The organism is Pseudoalteromonas sp. SG44-1, from assembly GCF_014164315.1.
Lineage (GTDB): Bacteria > Pseudomonadota > Gammaproteobacteria > Enterobacterales > Alteromonadaceae > Pseudoalteromonas > Pseudoalteromonas rhizosphaerae.
This window is the reverse complement of sequence record NZ_JACJEW010000036.1, coordinates 15,428-30,834: the sequence shown is the minus strand read 5'-3', so window position 1 is coordinate 30,834 and position 15,407 is coordinate 15,428. Positions and strand designations below refer to the sequence as shown.

At 41.6% G+C, this 15,407-nt stretch carries 15 protein-coding genes; 6 read left to right on the top strand and 9 right to left on the bottom strand.

All coding sequences use genetic code 11. From position 1 onward, the window contains the following. The first annotated feature begins 454 nt into the window (after positions 1-454). Entirely contained in the window at positions 455-2,278 is a 1,824-nt protein-coding gene (gene typA, locus H5187_RS16090) for a translational GTPase TypA (protein ID WP_182740376.1), read from the top strand. 446 nt (positions 2,279-2,724) lie between these two features. Here the strand turns inward: typA and H5187_RS16085 are convergent, their stop codons facing one another. Next, positions 2,725-3,453 (bottom strand): CBM9 family sugar-binding protein, encoded by a 729-nt coding sequence (locus H5187_RS16085; RefSeq protein WP_182718980.1) that lies wholly within the window; start codon positions 3,451-3,453, stop codon positions 2,725-2,727. Positions 3,454-3,647: 194 nt separating this feature from the next. Here H5187_RS16085 and H5187_RS16080 point away from each other — a divergent pair, with 194 nt between their 5' ends. Next, positions 3,648-3,923, top strand: coding sequence for a hypothetical protein (locus tag H5187_RS16080; protein ID WP_182740378.1), 276 nt, complete (start codon positions 3,648-3,650; stop codon positions 3,921-3,923). On the opposite strand, the gene H5187_RS16075 is transcribed toward H5187_RS16080, so the two are convergent. Both H5187_RS16075 and H5187_RS16070 read right to left on the bottom strand, forming a co-directional pair. Next, positions 3,918-5,009 (bottom strand): MBL fold metallo-hydrolase, encoded by a 1,092-nt coding sequence (locus H5187_RS16075; protein ID WP_182798033.1) that lies wholly within the window; start codon positions 5,007-5,009, stop codon positions 3,918-3,920. The two genes, H5187_RS16080 and H5187_RS16075, sit on opposite strands and share 6 nt — an antisense overlap. Positions 5,010-5,186: 177 nt before the next feature. Further along, complete coding sequence (locus H5187_RS16070; RefSeq protein WP_145237960.1) at positions 5,187-5,843, bottom strand: DUF2959 domain-containing protein; 657 nt, start codon at positions 5,841-5,843, stop codon at positions 5,187-5,189. Between the two features lie 88 nt (positions 5,844-5,931). Between H5187_RS16070 and H5187_RS16065 the strand changes: the two genes are divergently transcribed. The 3 genes from H5187_RS16065 to dtd are packed head-to-tail and all read left to right on the top strand — an operon-like array spanning position 5,932 to position 8,236. Beyond that, positions 5,932-6,825 (top strand): virulence factor BrkB family protein, encoded by an 894-nt coding sequence (locus tag H5187_RS16065; RefSeq protein WP_145237963.1) that lies wholly within the window; start codon positions 5,932-5,934, stop codon positions 6,823-6,825. A 32-nt stretch (positions 6,826-6,857) separates the two neighbouring features. Next, the gene (locus H5187_RS16060) at positions 6,858-7,811 is read left to right on the top strand and encodes an alpha/beta fold hydrolase (RefSeq protein ID WP_182798032.1); all 954 of its coding nucleotides are present in this window, start codon (positions 6,858-6,860) and stop codon (positions 7,809-7,811) included. Further along, on the top strand, positions 7,799-8,236 hold the full coding sequence (gene dtd, locus H5187_RS16055; protein ID WP_182798031.1) for a D-aminoacyl-tRNA deacylase: 438 nt from the start codon (positions 7,799-7,801) through the stop codon (positions 8,234-8,236). Before H5187_RS16060 ends, dtd begins: the two co-directional genes overlap by 13 nt. Before the next feature lie 13 nt (positions 8,237-8,249). Here dtd and H5187_RS16050 read toward each other — a convergent pair whose 3' ends face one another. Beyond that, positions 8,250-8,939, bottom strand: a complete 690-nt coding sequence (locus tag H5187_RS16050; RefSeq protein ID WP_182718985.1) for a spermidine synthase — start codon at positions 8,937-8,939, stop codon at positions 8,250-8,252. A gap of 217 nt (positions 8,940-9,156) precedes the next feature. Here H5187_RS16050 and H5187_RS16045 point away from each other — a divergent pair, with 217 nt between their 5' ends. Beyond that, a complete protein-coding gene (locus H5187_RS16045) occupies positions 9,157-10,050 on the top strand; it encodes a bifunctional GNAT family N-acetyltransferase/hotdog fold thioesterase (protein ID WP_145237973.1) in 894 nt (297 codons plus the stop codon). Between the two features lie 52 nt (positions 10,051-10,102). On the opposite strand, the gene H5187_RS16040 is transcribed toward H5187_RS16045, so the two are convergent. The 5 genes from H5187_RS16040 to dapA form a co-directional block, all read right to left on the bottom strand. Further along, a complete protein-coding gene (locus H5187_RS16040) occupies positions 10,103-11,143 on the bottom strand; it encodes a phospholipase A (RefSeq protein WP_149980465.1) in 1,041 nt (346 codons plus the stop codon). Positions 11,144-11,428: 285 nt separating this feature from the next. Next, positions 11,429-12,550 carry a succinylglutamate desuccinylase/aspartoacylase family protein gene (locus H5187_RS16035; protein ID WP_182718986.1) on the bottom strand — a complete coding sequence of 374 codons (1,122 nt, stop codon included), beginning with the start codon at positions 12,548-12,550 and terminating at the stop codon, positions 11,429-11,431. A 5-nt stretch (positions 12,551-12,555) separates the two neighbouring features. Then, positions 12,556-13,761: a PLP-dependent decarboxylase gene (locus H5187_RS16030; protein WP_182798030.1), complete on the bottom strand. Its 1,206-nt coding sequence runs from the start codon at positions 13,759-13,761 to the stop codon at positions 12,556-12,558. Continuing rightward, positions 13,761-14,501, bottom strand: coding sequence for a 2,3,4,5-tetrahydropyridine-2,6-dicarboxylate N-succinyltransferase (locus H5187_RS16025; protein ID WP_145237985.1), 741 nt, complete (start codon positions 14,499-14,501; stop codon positions 13,761-13,763). Before H5187_RS16025 ends, H5187_RS16030 begins: the two co-directional genes overlap by 1 nt. Before the next feature lie 15 nt (positions 14,502-14,516). Next, positions 14,517-15,401: a 4-hydroxy-tetrahydrodipicolinate synthase gene (gene dapA, locus H5187_RS16020; RefSeq protein WP_182740385.1), complete on the bottom strand. Its 885-nt coding sequence runs from the start codon at positions 15,399-15,401 to the stop codon at positions 14,517-14,519. Positions 15,402-15,407: the final 6 nt, after the last annotated feature.

The following is a 15,407-nucleotide window of genomic DNA, read 5'->3' as shown; positions in this document are numbered from 1 at the left end:
TTTATGCCATTTTTATAGTGCATTGTTTTTTAAGGTTAAAAAATAAGTTCTACATCCAGCTGTTATATGTTTTGCACCATATTGGATCGGCTTGTGATCATTTTGGTGCGTCAGTGTGGTCACTTCTCTTTGCGCTAAATTGTATAGATTATAAACACCAACATAAAGCTAACTTACTCACCAAATACTGCCAAATTATGACAATAATAGCTAGGAATGAGCAAAATAGTGACAAATTGAAAAATTAAATTAATTAAAATGTCATATATAAAACAGATACTTATTAGAAGTATGAAGAAAGTTGTGAAATATATATTGGATAAACTTTCATCCATGTCATTAATGAGGGATAATATGCGCCCTTTTAAATCCTATGCTGGGACATCTCGTGAAAACGCAGGTGAGTGCGTAGATCTTGCAGGATCATTGAGAATTAATTTCTCTGAGTAAAAATATGAGCATCGAAAAGTTAAGAAATATAGCGATTATCGCGCACGTTGACCACGGTAAAACAACATTGGTTGACAAACTACTTGAGCAATCAGGTACATTAGAAACACGCGGCGGTAACGAAGAGCGCGTGATGGACTCAAACGACATTGAGAAAGAACGTGGTATTACCATTTTGGCTAAAAACACAGCCATTTCATGGAATGACTACCATATCAATATCGTAGACACCCCTGGACACGCCGACTTTGGCGGTGAAGTTGAACGCGTACTTTCGATGGCTGACTCAGTATTACTACTTGTTGATGCTCAAGAAGGTCCAATGCCACAAACGCGTTTCGTTACGCAAAAAGCATTCGCGCAAGGCTTAAAGCCAATCGTTGTTATCAATAAAATTGATAAGCCAGGTGCACGTCCTGATTGGGTTATGGATCAAATCTTTGATTTATTCGACAACCTAGGCGCAACTGACGAACAGTTAGACTTTAAAGTTATCTATGCATCAGCAATCAACGGCTGGGCAACATTAGATTTAGACGAGCCATCAGAGAACATGGAACCTATGTTCAAGATGATCGTTGACGAAGTATCACCACCGGATGCAGATCCTGAAGGTGACTTCCAAATGCAGATTTCGCAACTTGATTACAACTCATATGTTGGTGTAATCGGTGTTGGCCGTATCAAGCGTGGTTCTGTTGCAGTAAACCAACAAGTTACTATCATCAGTGCTGATGGCACTAAACGTAACGGTAAAATCGGTTCTGTACAAAGCTACCTAGGTCTTGAGCGTATCGAAACTGAACGTGGTTATGCTGGTAACATCGTAACTGTTACTGGTATCGGCGAACTTAAGATTTCAGACACTGTTTGTTGTCCTACTAATGTTGAAGCATTACCACCACTAAGTGTTGATGAGCCAACAGTAACAATGACGTTCTCTGTTAATAACTCTCCTTTCTGTGGTAAAGAAGGTAAGTTTGTAACATCACGTAATATTCGTGAACGTTTAGACAAAGAATTAGTACACAACGTAGCACTTCGTGTTGAAGATACTGCAAACCCAGATAGCTTCCGTGTTTCTGGCCGTGGTGAATTACACTTAGGTATCTTAATCGAGAACATGCGTCGTGAAGGTTACGAGCTAGCGGTTTCTCGTCCTGAAGTAATCTTACGTACTGTTGATGGCGTTCTTGAAGAACCGTATGAAACAGTAACGATTGACTGTCAAGAAGAGCACCAAGGTTCTATCATGGAGCAAATCGGTCTTCGTAAAGGCGAGCTTACTGACATGGCACCAGATGGTAAAGGTCGTATGCGTATGGACTTTATGATCCCAAGCCGTGGCTTAATCGGTTTCCAAACTGATTTCATGACGCTTACATCAGGTTCAGGCCTTATGTACCATACTTTCGATCACTACGGTCCGCACAAAGGTGGCGAGCTAGGTGTTCGTAAGAACGGCGTAATGATTGCAAATGCAACAGGTAAAGCACTAACTAACGCATTGTTTAACTTACAAGAGCGCGGCCGTTTATTCATCGGTCACGGTATTGAAGTTTACGAAGGTATGGTTATCGGTATTCATAGCCGTGATAACGACCTTACAGTTAACGCGCTTAAAGGTAAGCAACTTACTAACGTTCGTGCATCTGGTACAGATGAAGCACAAACATTAACACCAGCACTTAACTATTCACTTGAGCAAGCGCTTGAGTTCATTGCTGATGATGAGTTAGTAGAAGTAACGCCATTAAACATCCGTATTCGTAAACGTCATTTAACTGAAAATGAGCGTAAACGTGCGGGTCGTGCGCCTAAATCATAATCTATTAATTTAGAACAATGATTTTAAAAGCCGCTGTATTACAAAATACAGCGGCTTTTTTGTGGTTATTAGTTAGCGAGAGTAAAGTTTGTGAGGGGAAGAGCTGTAAGCTATAAGCGGTCAGCTGTCAGATTAGAACAGCGTAGTTGGCTAGATTGGTGTTTGTATAGCTATTAGGTAAAAACCGCTAGATTTTATAAACCATGCAACATAACCTCTTTCCTCTAAAAGTGCAGCGCCTCTTATCCTCTTTGTGAATAACTGACTTAAAGATTTTTTGCACAAGGAGAAGAAAATGAGCAGTAAAAGAGGAAGGGCTTTTAAAGTAGCTGATAATGCAAAGCCCCTGTTTTTGTTAGCGGGGTATTTTTTCGTTGGGTTTCGCTGCGCTCAACCCAACCTTGCTTAACTTGATAACTTTACTCTAGTTGACTCGCCAACTCCTATCACTTTTTCGGTAATAACGTAATCTTTCCAAATACGCTGGCGTCGATATAGCCTAGGTTGCGGCTGCCATTTACGGGTTGTACTTCATGCGAACCCATAAAGTGCTCACGAATTTTACTGCCGTCGTTATCGCAGTAGGCGAGCATAAAGCCGATTACTTGTTTTGCCGTTAACTTAAGCGGGGTGTTTGGCGCGCCTTCTTGGAAATCATTCGGGTAGAGCTTAATGGCTACTTCCCATGTGATGTTATATGGGGCGGTACTGTTTCGTTGCCAGTGGCTGATTAAATGATCTGTGTATAAATGGGGTTTTTTATCAGCTCCGAAATCGGCAGCTTGGTTATCAAGACCAATGTGATAGGCAAACGCAGTATGATTGAACTGATGGTTACCGCCAGATGCGTCGCTATCAATAAACACTTCTAAGGCATCATCGTCCCAGTACTTATCGGTAGGATCTGGATGGGTATCAATTAGTACATCATCCACAATATCGGCTTGTAAATACAGGTAGTTTTCATCCCAAAGTAACTTGTAGCGGCCTATAAAGTCTTTATCTGAGTCAGGCAAGGTGCCATCCATAAGAAAAGGCATAGGCTGCCATTTTGCTTGGTCCCATGCGCTTTCAGATACACCGTCAATAGTAATTGGTGTTGCTGTATGCTCTACATCGATAGCCATAGCGGCGTTGCTCATTAATAGGCTTAAGGTAAGCGCGGCTGTTTTCATCTAATTCTCAAAGTTTCTTATTTTGTTTATGGCTTAATAGTGACTGAAACAAAAATTGAAAACAACAGACATAATGTTCAGGTATAAAATTACTGGTAGTAATGGATCGTAAGTGAGTACAGTTTTTTACATTGTTGAGTGTAATTAACAGCTAAAGTAATGGCACTACTAGAATTAATATAAAAGGAATAATTGTGGCTAACGTATTGTTGTTGATTGTGGCTATGTTGTTATCTGGCTGTACTTCGTCGCAAGTAATGAGCTCAGGTTGTGACTTTGTTGTTGGTAGTGCGCAAAGTCAGCAACGGCAAGTGCAGAACCACTCGCTTGATAGCTCAGAGACACACCAAACAGCGAATATAATTAATGGTTTTTTTAGTATGTTACTTGGGCCAATACATCGCTCTCTCGGTGATGATGAATGTAAGGCGGAAGAGCAATCGTATCAGTACCCAAGTATTGTTTTATAGTGCGACACTTTGCCCTTCATTTAAAATATACAGCGGGATTTGTGACTTCATCTCATCATACATATGCAATAAGCGCAGCAATGCAGAATGGCTGCTGTGATCGCCCATCTTCCAACTTGAGTTGCCATAGCCCCAAGGTATCATAACTTTACAATTAAGCTGCTGTGCAGCTGTTAAGGCATCCTCAGGAGTAGTATGTACATAACGATACCAGTTGCCATTCTCTTCGTGGTAATAAGAGGCAATCGGCATTAAGCACACATCGATAGCGCCATATTTTTTCTGTATATCGTTAAAGTGTTTTGAATAGCCTGTGTCGCCTGCAAAAAATAAAGTGCTGCCATTTTGCTCAAGTAACCAGCCATTCCATAAATCTTTATCGTTATCTTCGTAAATAAAGGGCACTAACACACGACTGCTAAAATGATGCGCAGGTAGCGCATGAATGGTTAAATTATCAATTTTAGTTTTTGCATACCACGCCATTTCGCTAATATTAAAACCACCGGTAGGAAAGTTATCTGCCATACCAAGTGGTGTTAAGTAGCGAGGTTTATTACCTATGCTTTCAATGTCTGCTTTATTGAAGTGATCGTAATGGATATGAGAATAAATTACTGCGTCTAGATTGTTAAGTTCGCTTTCGCTAAGCCAGTCCCCAGGCTTACGATAAAACCCAGATGCAAGCCGAAAAGCTAAATCAACAGGGGAGTCAAATTGCTCTTTTACTGGGTCAAATACAACTTGCTGGCCGTTAGGAGTGTTGATCATAAACCCGGCGTGACCGAGCCAGCGAACTGTGTAGCCGGTATTTAGTTGTGGTGCTAGTTGCGCGCCTTGATAGAGGCAGTTTTCACCCGGAGTTTCACATATCAAGTTAGCATTACTTGGGTAACAATCACTTTCGCAGCTAATCGGATAGGTTTTTTTCCCTGGATAGAGGTTGTGGTAGCGCCCAGCCTGTTCACCCTCTTGATGAAGTGGCACAACAGTATCAGCGCCTGCAATTCTTTGCACATGATTGGCAGTGCTACACGCAGCTAATAAACTTGATGCGATAATTAAACTAACTGCACGTATTTTCATTGTTTAATGTTTTTATAATTCTAATTAGGTAGAATTGTAGCAAAAATAGCCGATGAAAAAACACTTAAAAAGTAACAAGATATAACAACAAAAAAGCCTACATAAATGTAGGCTTTGATTACTCTGCGACTAGCAAACTAGCGCTCTTGATAAGTGACAGGCAAACTCACAGCTGATTTAGCCTGCTTTACTCATTTGCTCAATAAATTTATTTGAATCAGCAATCGACTTGTTCATGTCATCCATTAACACTTTGATGTCGCGCTTAAGATTAGTGAATTCACCTTGAATGGCTGATACAGCTTGTGCATTAAGGTTATGCTTCAAGTATAAAACATTGTCATGCAGTGATGACAGTACCGGCTCCATCTTGCTTTCAGCATTACGCATAGAGCGTAATAGTTTATCAAAGTCACGTTTGGTTGCGGTGAGCTTTTTATTACTTTCACGTTTAAGTGAGGCGTTAGAATACTGTTCTAATTCATCGCTCCATTCTTCAAACAATGCTTCAGCTACATCTTCAACTTTGTTGATGTTATTTGTAACGTCATTAGCAGCCGCAAGGCTAGATTCGTAGTCATCATTGAGTTGGTCATAGGCTGCTTGTACATCTCCACCATCAAAGTTAATCAATGTTGTTAAACGCTCAAGTGCAGATTGGAATTCCTCTTGAGACTCTTCTTGAGACTCTTTAGTTGCTTCTACGCGGTCCACTAAAATGTCACGCTTATGCACCCCAACTGATTCCATAGCCGAGTAATATGCAGATTGGCAGCCAGATAAAGCCAGTGATAAGGCCAATATTGGTGCGCTGAGTAAAGTCAGTTTTTTCATCGAGATCCCTTTTTAAATCCGTTAGTGCTGTAAATTATGTGGTGGATTGCTATGATAATCAAAACTATTTTAGCAGAAAGTTAACTTTATGAATGAAAAGGTCGCACATTATAAACAGCAGTTGAGGGTACTTATACGTCAGCAGCCAACGTGGTGGATGCAGTATATTAATCGCTGTATTGACGACCAAATTACTGTAAATGCTGGTTATTTAGCCTATGTAACCTTACTTTCATTGGTTCCTTTAATTGCAGTTGGCGTGGCTATTTTCTCGGCTTTTCCTGGCTTTGAAGATACCCGTATTGCTATTGAAAACTTTTTATTTACTAACTTTGTGCCCACCTCATCAGATGTAATTAAAGAGCATATAACGTCTTTTGCAGGTAATGCGAATCAAATGACTGCTGTAGGTATTGGTTTTCTTGCAGCGATAGCATTGCTACTGATCCGTAATGTTGATGCGACACTGAATCGAATTTGGCGGATTAAAACCAAGCGACCAATGATGATTTCTTTCGCGGTATATTGGATGGTGTTGAGTTTAGGGCCATTGTTATTAGGCGCAAGTATTGGTGTTACTTCATATATTGTGTCGTTAGTATCATTTGCCGATCAGGGTATTCCGGGCTTTAGTGGCTTTTTATTAAAATTACTGCCTTATTTAATTTCTATGGCTGGCTTTATTATGCTCTATACTTTAGTGCCTAATACTCGCGTATCTTTTAAAGCTGCAGTACCAGGTGCTTTATTTGCAGCCTTGTTGTTTGAATTAACTAAAAAGGGTTTTGCACTTTATATCAGTCACTTTCCTTCATACGAAGTGATTTATGGTGCGGTGGCAACTATTCCAATTTTGTTTGTGTGGGTGTATTTGTCGTGGGTGGTTGTGTTACTCGGTGCAGAGTTTACAGTATGTATTGGCCCTAAAAATATCGAAGATACACCCGATATTATCCTTGATGAGGGCGATGCTAATAAGTAATTCACTGCATCGCTGATAGGAGAATCGGCATTATGCAGTTATATCCAAATATTACCCCATACCATGATTTTCATTTGAGTGTGGGAAGTGGGCACCAAATTCATGTACAAGAGTTCGGTGATCCAGCTGGCTTGCCGGTGGTAATTTGCCATGGCGGGCCCGGCGTAGGTTTACATGCTGATAATTGCCGTTTCTTTGATCCTACCCGTTATCGTATTATTTTATATAGCCAACGCGGCTGCGGGCAATCAACGCCTCATTTAACTAGCGCTAATACAACCACAGAACTGGTCGCTGACCTTGATTATTTACGCACTTACTTAGGACTAGAAAAGTGGGTGTTAAGCGGTGGTTCGTGGGGAGCAACTCTGTGTTTGCTGTATGCCATCGAACACACTCAACATGTACATGGGTTAATTTTACGAGGCACGTTTTTAGCTACTTCAGCCGATTTTCAGTGGCTATATAGTCGTCATGGTGCTGCTGCACATTTTTATCCTGAATTATATGCGCGTTTTTCTCAGGAGTTACCTGATGTTGCCAGCATTTTTGCGTTTTATCGGCGGCAATTAAATGATGATAATCAAATTAATGCAAATCACTTTGCTAAATTATGGTGCCAATGGGAAAACGTATTAAGCCATGGTAAACAGCAACATCAATGGGGGTTAAGTTCACCTCAACTAGGTCTGAATATGGCGCGTTTAATGGTTCACTACTTCACAGCTGATTGTTTTATTGCGGATAACTTTATTAGTGAACACTATAAAAAAATTAGCAAAATTCCCACGTGGTTCATTCATGGTCGCCATGATTTGGTCTGTCGATTCAATGCGGTTCAGCAATTAGCTGAGCAACTTAATGCCCAATTACTGATCTTAGATGGCGTTGGGCATGGTGTTGATAGTAATGTATATTTAGCGGCAGTGCGGCGTGCAGCCGATCTTATGTGTATCAAATTATCGAGGAATAGATGCAAGGATTAATTCAGCGCGTAAAACACGCAAAAGTTGAAGTGGATGGTCAGGTGGTTGGGCAAATTGAGCTGGGGCTTTTATTGTTGCTTGGAGTTGAAAAGCATGATGATCAACAAAGCACTGATAAGCTGCTACATAAAGTTAGCAATTACCGCGTATTTAGCGATGAAAACGACAAAATGAATTTAAGCCTGCAAGATATTCAAGGTGAGTTATTGGTGGTATCGCAATTTACTCTGGCGGCAGATACTAAAAAAGGCATGCGGCCAAGTTTTTCATCAGCAGCCACACCTGCACAAGCTAATGAGCTATACGAATACTTTGTTAGCCAAGCTAGAGTTATGGGGTTAAGCGTAGCTACAGGGCAATTTGCTGCGGATATGCAAGTCAGTTTATGTAATGATGGGCCGGTGACATTTAATTTAACAGTGTAGTTAAGGCTAGCAGTTATTTTCTGATCACCACGATGTTGTTGGCATAACCTGGAATTTTTTCGATGCCAGGTATTTTACCAAAAGTGGTGATCAGCAAATGTTCTAACTGCTTTAATTGTGATTCATGACCAGATAAAAAATTAATAAATAAATAGCCATTTTTAGTTAAAGCACAGCGCAGTTTTTCATAAAAGCGGTGTTTGTATAAAAATAACGGCGCATCTAATTGGCTAAATAGGTCAAGAATGATCCAATCGTATTGTGGGCCATGCTCTAATACAGCTTCAGCATCAAAACAGCGTAAATTCGATGCATGCTCACCACCAAAAAAACGCTTATAGCAATGAATGATATTCGGATTTTTCTCTACAGAAAGTAGCTGACTATCAGGGTAGGTGTGTTGTAAGTAATTGCGGATAGCGCCGCCACCTAAGCCCAGTTCAAGTACGGCGTTTGGTGCCGGGAGTGGTTGCCATAATTGCGCTAAATATTGCAAATGCGGAAACAGCAAATGGCTTGGGCTGCTTTTCTCGACCACTGACTGTAGTGTTTCGTTGATCAATAACCAACGTAACTGCTTATGTTGGCGTACCTGAATGCAATCGGCGCCATATTTGTGCCAATAGAGTAGTTGCCCGATACGGTGACAATCTTCGATAAAGCTGTGTTTTACTGCCCCGTTGTCTTCAAAAAAATGTTCCATAGTTACATCAGCATAGACGAGTCAATCTAAAGTGCCAATATGTCTATCAAGTTTTACAGGTAAAGCAGTTATTTTGCGTTGCTCACCAAAGTCGTATTCCAAGTTTTTACCAGATGGAGTATGGTAGTTTGCAAATAATAACTGACCGCATTTTTAGTTAGATAAACGCATCTTGAATTAGCAAGCGTTTGCGGCCTTGGTAGCAACAGGAGTGATTATGTTTCAGGTGACAACACCACAAAGTAGCGAAGATTGGCAAGCGTATTATCAATTACGTTGGCAAGTATTGCGCGCGCCTTGGAATGAACCGCGTGGTTCTGAGCAGGATGATTTAGAGCAAGATGCTGAGCATCGCTTTATTAAAAATAAAGAGGGGGCAGTGTTAGGTGTTGCACGACTGCATTTTAATAATCAACAACAAGCGCAAGTCCGTTATATGGCCGTTGCACAAGGTAACCGTAATCAACACATTGGTAGCCGTTTATTGCATGAGCTCGAGAAAATAGCCTGGACTCAAGACGCCGATGAGTTAGTTTTATTCGCTCGTGAACGAGCATTAGAATTTTACAAACGTCATGGTTATGAATTAAAAGAAAAGGCTCACTTAGCTTACGATGATGTACAACACTGGAAAATGGTGAAACAAAAACCGTCTGAGCCAGGCTGGTTCCGCCATCCCAATTGGACCCAAGTTCTGCAAAATACCTGGCGCGAATCTATTCCGATCAGCGATGCTATGGGCATTAAAGTTGAAAGTTACACTGATTGGCAATTTACCACCAGTGCAGATTTAAATGCGAACTTAAACTTGCATAACACTATGTTTGCTGGCTCTATTTATAGTTTAGCGACGTTAACCGGCTGGGGCGCGACTTATTTAGCACTCAAAGAAGCCGGGCTTGAAGGTAATATTGTGTTAGCTGATGCTAATATTAAATATTTAAAACCGCTTAATAACGACCCACGTGGCAGCGTTGATTTAAGCGGCTGTAAGGGTAAATTAGCCGAGTTAGAGTCAGAAGGTAAAGCGAGCTATGTAGTGCCAGTGGAAATCTACGATGGTGAGTTACTGGTTGCTGAGTTTGAAGGTACATTTAGAATTATTAAGTAGTTAGAATTCAGAGCAAACAAAAGATAAGGCCAAGCAATTGCTTGGCCTTTTTTTATAGTAAATCAGTTAATAATATACCCACGCCAATACGTTCTATGTCAGCGTTATAATCAATTAAACTTTCACCGTAGCCGTTGAAGTATTGGGCGTAACCTCGAACTCGGCCCCATAATGGGAATGACCAATCAAGCTGAATTGCACCGCGGTTATCTGAATTTAAATTATTGCGGGTCATAAAACTAAATTCATGATCATTAAGTCGATATGCACCGCTAAATTCAAAGTAACCCATGTATTTGTAAATATCAGGGTTATCATCACCTCTTGGATCTAATGGCGTTTCCTTCTCGCTTTCTGAAATACGGTACCAAGGTTTAAAGCTAAACACATAGCCATCGTTTTCCCACAAAAAGTTTGCATAAATACGGTTCCATGAGCGCGAATCAGGCTGACTATTACCGTTAGATTGATGCGAAATACCAAGGACTACTGCCATTTCGTCGCCCCATGGAACGTGCTTCTTATCTAAATAATTAACCCAAAAAATTTCAGGCTCATAGTTGGTCTCACGAAATGGTGAGGAACTTTCTTTGTTATAAAGCTGCCAATATGACTGTAATGTAAAGGCAAAAAATATAGCCTGGTCTTCATCAGAAAAATCATCGAAAATAGGTACCTTAATTGAAAGCTGATATTTTGCTTCTAAGTTATCGAGTGGTTCATCTTGTTTTTCACCGGTTAGTTCGTCATACGCTTCAAACGAGCTATTGTTTGGGTGGGATACATAAGAAACAGGTAAAATGTAGTTACGTTTGTGTGGAGTAATAACATTACGGTTTTCTTTACTTACTTCTTCGCGTGCTTGGCGCTTATCGAGTGCGGTAAGTTGTTTGCTTTCATCAAGTGATGAGCATTTTTCACGCAGCTGTGCTAGCGTCATCTCGCCAGCCCCGCCAATTGCCTCATTTAAAATACATTGCTTTACTAGCTCGACATCATCATCTTGCTCGTTGGTTTTTGCTGTTGATTCTGATTGTGCGAATGCAGAGCTTGATAATAGTGCAGTAAATAGGATCCCATAGTGCCAAGTCATTATTATTCCTTTGATAAAATCAAATAGAGAGTAGCTATTGTGTTTTTCGTAAATGAGAATAGGCTAATTTCAGTATCATAAAACGACTAAGATACCTATCCCATACATTTATCCAGCATTTACTTTAACTGAATATCAGTGAATTGTTACTGAACTTAGTTGATTGTGGCGCTTTTTGCCCATAAATACAAAGAAAAAGCGGCCGAAGCCGCTTGTTCAATGCACTTTTTCCAATTGGATAGTCGTGCTCTCACGCAATGAGAAGGGTTGAGCTTGATATAAAAATTAAAGCTCAAATACGTTAGTAAAGAATTTATATAGTTCGGTGCCTTGGTTTACGCTTGCTGAAGCAAAATGCAAAATCGCGATGGCGTCACAATCAAGTGTTAGGGTTTGTAATGGTTGCTCTGCTAGGTAGCGCTCCATTCGCAATACTCTAGCAATCGGCTCGCCAGCTTTGATATGGCCGCCAAGTGGCGCTATATACTCAACCATGCCGCCCATAGGTGCATAGTAAGCAAGGTAATCATTTAAATCACAGCCGTAGCGCTTCATTACTTTTGGCTGATAGGGGGCATCAACGAATACCTGCTTATGATTTAGGTAACTTAAAATACTATTAGCATCATCAAGGGCCGCAGTTAAATCTATCTTTTCTTGGCTGCCGAGTTCGACCGTAAAAGCTTCAACTTGAACATTAAATTCACGCCCTTGTTGAGCTAATGCCTCGGTTAATTGCCACCATGGGCAAAAACTTGCTTCATCCATTGCTCCTGCAAAATCATTAGGGATGATTAATACATGAGGAATATTAAAGTAGTTGGCACTGGCCTTGGCATAATCTGGGCAATATAAATGCTGACTCGAAATGGGGCCTGTGTGTAAGTCGAGCACGATATCAGCTTGGTGTGCCAACTTTTGCAAGTTAAGTGCAATGCGTTTGCCTGTAGTTAGGCGATAAGCTGGACCGCTTAGTTGTTGGTCTACTTCATCAATCAGTGCGGCTTTAAACTCACTTTTTAAGGTTTGCTCATCGGCATCACTGTATTGCTCAGCAAATTGGCTCGCGAGCTTACTATTGCAGTGATACATGCGGTTCCAGTTGGTGCCGGTGATTGGATCAAAACGACCAAGGGTGAATTCGCCCGATTTTTGATTGCAACCAATTGGGTTCGCGTAAGGCACCAGGGTGATATCGCCTTTGAGTTCAAGATGCTTAAGCTGCTCAAGTAATTGGTAAATAACCGCATTGCCTTGTACTTCTGCACCGTGCATATTAGCTTGCACATACACACTTGGCCCAGTGCCATCGCCTTTTAAACGATAGACAGGAATTGTGAGCGGTAGGCCGTTGGCAACTTCACCAACTACTATGTTTTCTTGGCTTATAGCTTTAGTCGTACTCATCTCAATTACCTTAAGTAGTAGTTGGCATCTTCAGCTGTGCGAATACAGTTAAGCTCGCCATTTTGTAATGTGTATTCAGCGGCTAGCTCATGACATAAAAAATACGGCATACTTTCGGTAAAGCCGTACGCGCCACATTGGCTAAACACCAGCCAGTCTTGCTCATTTAAATCACTAGGTAATTGGTGTTCACCTAAGCAATCAAGTGCTGTACATAATGGCCCATATAAGCTCATAGTTTGGTATGCAGCAGTTGAGTCTCGTAATAATCGTGCCGGGAAATCTTGGCTGGTGACTGCAGGGCGCAATAAATGATTAATACCGCCGCTTAAGATCACTTGTTGTTGGGCATAGTTAAGTTTTCGCTCAACGACAGGTGTTGCGTAATGACCGCATTCGCCCACAGCATAACGGCCAAGCTCCATCCAGAGTTCTTGTACGCCTGCGGCATTCTTAATGTCAGCTAATGCATCAATGAGCGCATCCCAACTTAAGGTTGGTGCATCAAGAGTGTAAGGAATACCTAAACCACCGCCTAAGTCGAGTACTTTTAAGTGAATACCTAAATCGTTGGCAAGCTTTGTTAACGGCGTAATCATTTGTGTCCACAGCTCAGCGAGTTTGTCGCTGCTAAGCATGTTGCCCCACTGAAAAATATGCAGACCGTCAAAATTAAGCGCTGGGTAGTCGCTAGTATTTAGCGCTTGCCATTCATCGCAACCTAAACCAAATGGAGTAAGGCTATCGCCACCAAGTGGGTTTTTTTCCCCTTCAGGCCAGCGTAATTGCACTCGCAGTAATACCTGTAACTGACAGTTTTGTAAGCTTGCTTGCTCGTTAAGCCAGCGTACTTGATTAAGGCTTTCGGCAACAAAGGTACGTACGCCGCGCGCAATAAAGTGTTTAATTTGTTTTGGGCTTTTGGCAGGCCCTGTATTGAGCACGCGCTCGCTGTTAATACCTTGAGCAAGTACTTGCTCAAGTTCGCCCTTGCTTGCCACATCAAAGTTAAAACCCGCGTTATCTAAGCTTTGAATGACTTTAGATAATGGGTTAGCTTTTACGGCATACCACAGTTTTACCTCAGTTTGCGTCACTAACCGCGTTAAGTGTGCGTTTAATGTATCAAGGTCGTAAATAAAAAAGGGTGTATCAAGCGCAGTTGATAGCTCATCAATGGCGGTTTTAACTGGCGTGCTCAAAAAGCTCATTAACGTAAAACCTCTTCAAGCAGCAATGATGCATCACTTTGTTCATCACGGTATTTTACAATTAATGCACACGACATACTTAATCCTTGCTCGCGAGCCCAAGTATTAGAAGCTGGGCGAGAACCTGGAATAACAATCGCGTATTCAGGAATAGGCTCGCCTTTAGCCAGCTGGCGCTCATTAACACAGTCATAAACAGGAATAGTTGCTGATAAGCGTACACCTGGTGCGAGCACCGCGCCTTTTTTCACTACTACGCCTTCAACAATCACGCAACCTGCACCGATGAATGCATCGTCTTCTACCACCACCGGGCTTGCACCAATAGGTTCAAGTACACCGCCTAGTTGTACTGCAGCGCTTAAATGTACATTTTTACCTACTTGCGCACACGACCCCACTAACGCGTGGCTATCAACCATAGTGCCTTCGTCGATAAAGGCACCAATGTTTACATATGCTGGTGGCATAATAATCGTGCCCTTAGCAACGTGTGCGCCACGGCGAACGCTTGAGCCACCAGGTACCATACGCACTCCAGCATCGGCTGCAAAACCTTGTGGTGCTAAATTGTGTTTATCAACAAAGCCACCTGGAAATTCGGTATTAGTGCCATTTTTAAACGCTTCTAAAATACCTTGTTTTACCAGAACGTTAGCATGCCATTGGCCGTTGTCGTCTTGTGTTGCTGCGCGCACAGCGCCCGATTCTAAATTATTTAGTAGTTCTAACCAGCTCATTATAAAAACCTGTATTTAATGCCAAGATAAAATGGTGTTGTTTGCGTTGTTAATACAATCAGTTTGCGTTAACTCAAGATGCGTCAAAGGTGGACGTAAGTACGGGCTGTTAATTCGCCCTTGTAAATGCATCAATACTTTGACGGGGATAGGGTTTGCGACAGCAAACAAGCTTTGAATGGCTTGTGACCAGTCGGCAAATAAATTGGGGTGTTGACCGCTGAGACTTCGTTTTACAAACTCATGGGTTTGCACAGGCCATGCATTAGCAGCCACAGAGACTAAACCTTTTGCGCCAGCCTGGGCAAAGTAAGGCATCAGTGCATCGTCACCGCTAAAAATAGCTAAATTAGGTGCGACTTTTCTAAAACCTTCAAATTTAGTAATGTCGCCACTGGCTTCTTTGAGTGCCCACAAGTTTTTATGGTCTTTCAAGTTGCTAATTACGGCCGATGGAATATCAACAGCACTGCGCCCTGGTACGTTATAAAGCATGCAAGGATGTTTACTGGTATTAAGTAAGCTTTCAAACCAATGTGTTTGGCCTACCACGCCGGGCTTAGCGTATAGGGGAGTGCCCAGTAAATAGCTATGAATGGGTAACTGATTACAGTATTCAACCCAGGCAATTTGTTGCTTTAGATTTATACCGCCTACTGCAACCATCAGCGGTACTGTTGGCGTTAATTGGCACACGTGTTCAACAATCGCTTGTTGCTCTTTGAGTGTTAGTGCGAGGCCTTCGCCGGTGCTACCAAGTAATAAAATACCATTGTCAGCCACTTGCTGCTGTGCAACTAACTGATCAAGAGTGGCATAGTCGACTTCACCAGCGTCAGTAAATGGCGTGACGAGTGCCGTCCACAAAGGGTAGTCATTTAAATTGAAGTTATTGATCATCTCTCA